Raw genomic sequence first — 6,710 nt, forward strand, 5'->3', positions numbered from 1 at the left:
GGCGACATGGCGGGAGGTCAGGCCAGCGCGATGGCGCGGAGCTTGTCCGCCCGGTCGGTGCGCTCCCAGGTGAACTCGGGCAGTTCCCGGCCGAAGTGGCCGTAGGCGGCGGTGCGGGCGTAGATGGGGCGCAGCAGGTCGAGGTCGCGGATGATCGCGGCGGGCCGCAGGTCGAAGACCTGGTCGACGGCGTCCTGGATCTTCGCCACGGGGACGGTCTCGGTGCCGAAGGTCTCCACGAACAGACCGACCGGCTCCGCCTTGCCGATCGCGTAGGCGACCTGTACCTCGGCGCGGCGGGCGAGTCCGGCGGCGACGATGTTCTTGGCGACCCAGCGCATCGCGTACGCCGCCGAGCGGTCGACCTTGGAGGGGTCCTTGCCGGAGAAGGCGCCGCCGCCGTGCCGGGAGTAGCCGCCGTAGGTGTCCACGATGATCTTGCGGCCGGTCAGCCCGGCGTCGCCCATCGGGCCGCCGATCTCGAACCGGCCGGTGGGGTTGACCAGCAGGCGGTGGCCGGTGGTGTCGATGCCGGCGTCGGCCAGGACGGGTGCGACGACGAACTCGCGGATGTCGGGGGCGAGCATCGTGTCGAGGTCGATGTCGGCGCAGTGCTGGGTGGAGACCACGACGGTGTCGAGACGGACCGCGCGGTCGCCGTCGTACTCGATGGTGACCTGGGTCTTTCCGTCGGGGCGCAGGTAGGGGATGGTGCCGTCCTTGCGGACCTGGGTGAGACGCTGGGCCAGCCGGTGCGCCAGCGAGATGGGCAGCGGCATCAGTTCGGGGGTGTCGTCGCACGCGTAGCCGAACATCAGGCCCTGGTCGCCGGCGCCCTGCCGGCCGAGTTCGTCCTGGACTCCCTCGACCCGGTGCTCGTGGGCCTGGTCGACGCCCTGGGCGATGTCGGGCGACTGGGCGTCGATCGAGACGGAGACGCCGCAGGAGGCGCCGTCGAACCCCTTGACCGAGGAGTCGTAGCCGATGTCGAGGACGGCCGCCCGGACCAGGCCGGCGATGTCGGCGTAGGCCGTGGTGGTGACCTCGCCGGCCACGTGGACCTGGCCGGTGGTGATCAGGGTCTCGACGGCCACGCGGGATGCGGGGTCCTGCGCGAGCAGGGCGTCCAGGACGGTGTCGCTGATCCGGTCCGCGATCTTGTCGGGGTGACCTTCGGTCACGGACTCCGAGGTGAAGAGACGACGGGACACGATTCCTCCGGGTGCTCGGCGGGGCCGTGGGCGCTTGGGTCCGCACAGGGTGGGCGGGAATTCTTCAAGCAGGCTCGAGTTCCGCTCGACGCGGTGGCGGAGCGGGCGCCTCCAGCCAGACCTGAGCGGGACGGCACATGCTGCCCGGGTGCGTACGCGGCAACCACGCGGCGACTTCACGGCGACGAGAGAGGTGTCCATGGCGGTGACGACGAGCCGATCACCCATCCGGGTCCTGGTCATCGGCGGCGGTATCGGTGGGCTCTGCCTGGCCCAGGGGCTGCGGCGCGCCGGTGTCGACGTCCAGGTGTACGAGCGCGACGACTCGGCCGACGGGCGGCGGCAGGGCTACCGGCTGCGGATCAGCCCCGAGGGCGAGGCGGCGCTCCGGGCCTGTCTGCCGCAGCGGCTGACCGAGCTGCTGGCGGCGACGGCGAACGCCCGCGACGACAGCGGACTGGCCGCCTACGACGAGCACCTGACGGCGCAGTGGGCGCCGGCCTTCGAGGACCCCCGGGCCGGCCGGGACGACAAGATCGATGCCGTGGACCGGGTGACGCTGCGGCGGATCCTGCTGGCCGGTCTGGAGGAGGTCGTCCACTTCGGGAAGAACTTCGAGCGGCTGGAGCGGACGCCCGACGGGCGGGTGACCGCCTATTTCGCGGACGGCAGCGAGGCCGTCGGCGATGTGCTGGTCGCGGCGGACGGCACCAACTCGCGGGTGCGTGGCCGGCTGCGGCCCTGGGACGTGCCGCAGGACCTGGGCATCCGGACGATCTTCTCCCGGATCCCCCGGCGGGAGGCCATCGAGGCCGGGCTGCCGGAGGCACTGCGGGACCGCTTCAGCTATGTGATCGGCACCGACGGCCACCACCTGGGCCTGATGCCGATGCTGTTCCGCGAGCCCCCGTCGCGGGCGGCCGCCCGGCTGTGGCCGGACGCCGGGCTGGAGGACAGCGACGACTACTACATGTCGGTGTTCAACGTGCACCTGGCCGACCTGGGCCTCACCGACGAGGAGTTCTTCGCGCTGAGCGGCGAGGCGCTGTGCGCGCTGGTGGTCGAGCGGACCCGGGCGTGGCACCCCGACCTGCGGGAGATCTTCCGGTTCGCCGACCCCTCGACGTCGTTCGCGGTGGCGCTGCGGGCCACCACGCCCGTGCAGGCGTGGGACGCCTGCCCGGTGGTGCCGCTCGGGGACGCGGTGCACGCGATGCCGCCGTCCGGGGGCGTGGGGGCGAACACCGCCGCGCGGGACGCTGCGGCGCTCAGCGCTCTGCTGACCGCGGTGGACCGCGGGGAGCGCGAACTGGCGGAGGCGGTGCGCGACTACGAGAAGGCGATGGTGGAGTACGCGACCGAGGGGGTGGAGTTGTCCCTGCGGATCGCGGAGTGGTCGATCAAGCGGGCGCAGGGCTGAGACGACGGCAGAGCATCGCCCGGGTACGGGAGGTACCCGGGCGATGCTCCGTGGTGTCAGCGCCTGGTCGCCGGGCCGGTGTCGCCGGCCGGGACCTGGGTGATGTTGCGGTAGACGTTGTTCTTGAAGATGCCGACGGGGTCGTTGATCGTCGAGCCGCCGGGCGCGCCCACGAACGTGTTGTCGTGGTAATTGACCACGCTCTGGCCGTTGTTGCCGATCAGCGCCTTGGCCACCGAGGTGCGGACGGTGTTGCCGTAGAACTCCAGGTTGGTCATGGTGACGCCGCAGCCGTTGAAGATCACCGGGAAGGTGAAGCCGTTGTAGGTGGCGTCGTGGTCGTTGACGCTCTTGTTGTACCGGACGACGACACCGTCGCTCAGCTGGCCGGGCGCGGTGCAGAAGGCCAGGAAGCCGCCGCCGTTGTCGTGGCTGTAGTTGTACTGGTAGGTGACGTCGGAGTTGGCGCCGTCCGCGTCGAAGGCCATCATCGGCGGCGCGGAGGCGCCGTGCGAGACGTCGTTGTGGTCCAGCACGGCCTTGTCGGAGTTCCACACCCAGACGCCGGCGTGGTAGACGGTGGCGCGCAGACCGAAGCCGTTGACGACGTTGTGGTCGATCCTGGGGGCCGTACCGTTCTGCACCACGATGCCGTCGCCGCCCTGGTCCGACAGCCGGTTGCCGGTGATGCGGACGTTGGTCATCGGCACATAGCTGTTCTCGCCGGCCGGGAACAGGGCGCGCTTGGACCACTGGGACTCGGTGGCGATGCCGTAGCCGTCGGTGCCGGAGACGGTGCTGCCGGACACCGTGATGCCGTCGAAGGTGGTCGGCGTGGCCGACCCGGCCGCCTTCAGGACGATGCCGCCGCTGTCCTCGTTGTCCGGACCCGTGCTGTCGATGCCGGTGACGTCGTGCACCTTCACGTTGTCGATGACGTAGTGACTGCCGGTGCCGTAGTCGCTGAGCAGCACGTAGATGCCGGTGCGCGCGGTGGAGTCCGGGGTGGTGGTGTCCGAGACGTCGAGGTTGCGCAGCTCCCAGCCCTGCACGTTGTGCAGATAGACCGTGGCGCGGGCGCCGCCGCCGGCGAGGAACGCGCGGGCGGTGCCGCCGTAGGTGCTGACCGTGATCGGCGCGGCGGCCGTGCCGGAGCCGTGCGGCGCGAGTACGCCGTTGCAGGTGACGCCGCTGCGCAGGAGGATGGAGTCGCCCGGGCGGAAGGTGGTGTCGCCGACCTTGGCGAGCGTGCGCCAGGCGGTGCCGGGAGACGCGCCGTCCGCGGAGTCGTCACCGGCGGAGCAGTCGACGTAGTACTGCCGGCCGTCGGCGTGCGCGGGGGCGGCCGCGGCGAGCGGGGCGGCGCCCAGGGCGAGGACGGTCGCCGCACTCATCACCGCTGTTCTCGGTATCCGGGTGGATCGCATGCTTGGTGCTCCTTCTGCTTGCGTGCGTGACGCTGTCTCAGCGTGGCTGAGATGGTGTGGTCGCCCGGCCGAGAACCGCTCGAGCCGCAGTCGAACCGCCCTTGAACGCTCTGCCCTTCACCGTCCGCCGGCAGGGTGGATGATCTGGCCGTTGATGTTCCCGTTCGCCGCCGAACCGAGGAAGACGATCAGCCTGGCCACGTCGTCCGCCGTGCTCAGACGGCCGCTGGGGGTGTCCGCGACCGCCTTCTCCAGGAGTGCCGGGTCGACCGCGTCGAGACTCTCGGTGAGCGTGCCGCCGGGCGCGACCACGTTGGCGAGCACGCCGTCGCCCGTCCACATCAGGCCACGCACGAAGCCGTGCAGGGACGCCTTGGCGGCGCTGTAGATCTCCGAGCCGGGATTGCCGTACGTCGCCGTCACCGAGGACAGCAGCACGATGCGGCCCCAGCCGCGTTCGCGCATGCCGCCGAGGGCCTGACGCACCGTCCACAGGTGGCCCTCGACGTTCTCCCGGTAGCGGCCCAGCCAGAAGTCCATCGGGAACTGGTGGTACGGCACCATCTCCTCGGGGTTCATCCACACCCAGGTCTGGGCGTTGGCGACCACCACGTCGACACCGCCCCAGCGCTCCTCGACGGCGCTCACCGTCGCGGCGATCGACTCCGGGTCGGCCAGCTCGTAGTGGAGCGCGCAGGCGCGGTCGTCGCCGCCGAGTTCCCCGACCAGTTCCTTGGCGGCGTGCTCGGACCGGTGGTACGTGACCGCGACCCGTGCGCCCTCGGCGGCGAAGATCTTCGCGGTGGCCCGGCCGATACCTTTCGTGGCGCCGGTGACCAGTACTCGTTTGTCCGCCAGTCCCAGATCCATGGCATTTCCCCTCGTACTTCGTGCGACGCGGCCCCGTCAGCCGGTCCCGCCCCCACCTTCGACAACGGTGCTTGAGCGCGGCTTGACCGGTTCTGGAGCTGTCGGCCGCACAGTTCGCGCCACATTCGCGTCATCGATCCCGAAAGGTTCGGCCATGGATCCCACTCCCGCGGACAGACTGCGCTGGTACGCCCTCGCGGCGATCCTGACCACCCACTGCATGGACCTGCTCGACGGCATGATGGTGAACACGGCCGCCCCCGCGATCGGCAAGGGCCTGCACGGCAGCTACACCGACCTGCAATGGATGGGCGCCGGCTACGCCCTGGCGTTCGCCTCCCTGCTGATCACCGGCGGCCGGCTCGGGGACATCGCCGGCCGCAAGCGGATGCTGCTGATCGGCACGGCGGGGTTCACCTGCGCCTCGCTGCTGGCGGGGCTGGCGGTGAACCCGGAGATGATCATCGTCGCGCGGATCGCGCAGGGGGCCTGTGCGGCGGTGATGGTGCCGCAGGGGCTCGGCATCATGCGCGAGCTGTTCCCGCCGCGCGAACTGCCCCGGGCGATCGGCATGATGGGCCCGGTGGTGGGCATCGCCGCGATCGTCGCACCGGTGCTGGGCGGCGCGCTGGCGACGGGGAACCTGTTCGGTCTCGGCTGGCGCGCGGTGTTCTTCGTCAACCTGCCGCTCGGTGCGCTGGCCCTGTTCGGCGCCGTGCGGTACGTACCCGACCAGCCGCCCGCCGCGGGGGCGTCGCTGCGCCGGCTGGACGGGACCGGCACCGCGCTGGCCGTCGGCGCGATGGTCCTGGTCGCCTACCCGCTGATGCAGGGGCGCACCGCGGGCTGGCCGGCGTGGTGCTTCGCCAGCATGGCGGCGGCGCTGCCGGTGCTGGTCCTGCTGGGCGTCCACCAGGGCCGGCGGGCACGGGCCGGCCGGGTGCCGCTGATCGAGCCGCGCCTCGTCCGCGACGGCAGGTTCGTCGCCGCGCTGGTGGTGGGGGTGCTGTACTACACGGCGCTGAGCGGCATGATGTTCGCGCTCCTGGTGCAGCTCCAGACCGCGCACGGCTTCACCGCGCTGGGCGCCGGCCTGGCCATGGTGCCGTGGACGCTCGGCTCCGCCGTCGGATCGGCCGTCGCCGGGCACCTGCTGGTACGGCGTCTCGGCAGCCTGCGCACCCTGCGAGGCGGCCTCGCGCTGCTGGTCGTCGGGGCGGTCGGGGTGATCGCGGTGGTCTCGCGCAGCCACGCCGTCGGCGCCTGGCAGCTGCTGGCGCCCCTGTCGCTGCTCGGCCTCGGCATGGGCGGCGTGCTGACGCCGTACTACGACATCTCGCTCGCCCTGGTCACCATGGAGCAGACCGGCACCGCCTCGGGCCTGCTCAACTCCTTCCAGCAGCTGGGCAACAGCATCGGCTACGCGCTGCTGGGCACGGTCTTCTTCAGCTCTCTGACGAACACCCCGCAGGGGGCGGACGGCGCCCTGCGCGTCACCTTCTGGGTCGCCGCCGGCCTGCTCGCGGCGGCCTTCGTGACGGCCTTCTGGATGCGTCCCCGCCTCCAGCGGGCCCAGCCCGGCCCGGCGAGCCGGACGGACATGGTCCCGGAGGGCCGGGTGTGAGTCCGGCTCCGGACCGGACCCGCGCGCCCCCCCCCCCCCCCGGAGGTTCGGCGGGGGGGGGGGGGGGGTTTGGGGAAGGGGGGGGGGGGGGGGCGGCGGGGGGGGGGGAAGGTCCTCCCTGCGTTGATAGTTTCGTCCCAACCAGTTGCTCTCCTGGC

5 protein-coding genes are annotated in these 6,710 nt (G+C 71.8%); 2 read left to right on the forward strand and 3 right to left on the reverse strand.

Going from position 1 to position 6,710, the window contains the following annotated elements; all coding sequences use genetic code 11:
• Positions 1-17: 17 nt before the first annotated feature.
• Positions 18-1,211: a methionine adenosyltransferase gene (gene metK / locus ACZ5CZ_RS14345; protein ID WP_468942621.1), complete on the reverse strand. Its 1,194-nt coding sequence runs from the start codon at positions 1,209-1,211 to the stop codon at positions 18-20.
• A 199-nt stretch (positions 1,212-1,410) separates the two neighbouring features.
• On the opposite strand from metK, the gene ACZ5CZ_RS14350 reads away from it, so the two are divergent.
• Positions 1,411-2,631: an FAD-dependent oxidoreductase gene (locus ACZ5CZ_RS14350; protein ID WP_468942624.1), complete on the forward strand. Its 1,221-nt coding sequence runs from the start codon at positions 1,411-1,413 to the stop codon at positions 2,629-2,631.
• 56 nt (positions 2,632-2,687) lie between these two features.
• Here ACZ5CZ_RS14350 and ACZ5CZ_RS14355 read toward each other — a convergent pair whose 3' ends face one another.
• Both ACZ5CZ_RS14355 and ACZ5CZ_RS14360 read right to left on the reverse strand, forming a co-directional pair.
• Positions 2,688-4,058, reverse strand: coding sequence for a right-handed parallel beta-helix repeat-containing protein (locus ACZ5CZ_RS14355; protein WP_385842171.1), 1,371 nt, complete (start codon positions 4,056-4,058; stop codon positions 2,688-2,690).
• Between the two features lie 117 nt (positions 4,059-4,175).
• On the reverse strand, positions 4,176-4,928 hold the full coding sequence (locus tag ACZ5CZ_RS14360) for an SDR family NAD(P)-dependent oxidoreductase (RefSeq protein WP_385842172.1): 753 nt from the start codon (positions 4,926-4,928) through the stop codon (positions 4,176-4,178).
• A gap of 154 nt (positions 4,929-5,082) precedes the next feature.
• On the opposite strand from ACZ5CZ_RS14360, the gene ACZ5CZ_RS14365 reads away from it, so the two are divergent.
• Positions 5,083-6,552, forward strand: coding sequence for an MFS transporter (locus tag ACZ5CZ_RS14365; protein WP_385842173.1), 1,470 nt, complete (start codon positions 5,083-5,085; stop codon positions 6,550-6,552).
• The last annotated feature ends 158 nt before the right edge of the window (positions 6,553-6,710 follow it).

Source organism: Streptomyces sp. NPDC031418, from assembly GCF_055581605.1.

Excerpts from the sequence above, each read along its gene's own strand:
- ACZ5CZ_RS14350 (WP_468942624.1), top strand. The coding sequence starts at position 1,411 with ATGGCGGTGACGACGAGCCGATCACCCATCCGGGTCCTGGTCATCGGC.
- ACZ5CZ_RS14355 (WP_385842171.1), bottom strand. The coding sequence starts at position 4,058 with ATGCGATCCACCCGGATACCGAGAACAGCGGTGATGAGTGCGGCGACC.
- ACZ5CZ_RS14360 (WP_385842172.1), bottom strand. The coding sequence starts at position 4,928 with ATGGATCTGGGACTGGCGGACAAACGAGTACTGGTCACCGGCGCCACG.
- ACZ5CZ_RS14365 (WP_385842173.1), top strand. The coding sequence starts at position 5,083 with ATGGATCCCACTCCCGCGGACAGACTGCGCTGGTACGCCCTCGCGGCG.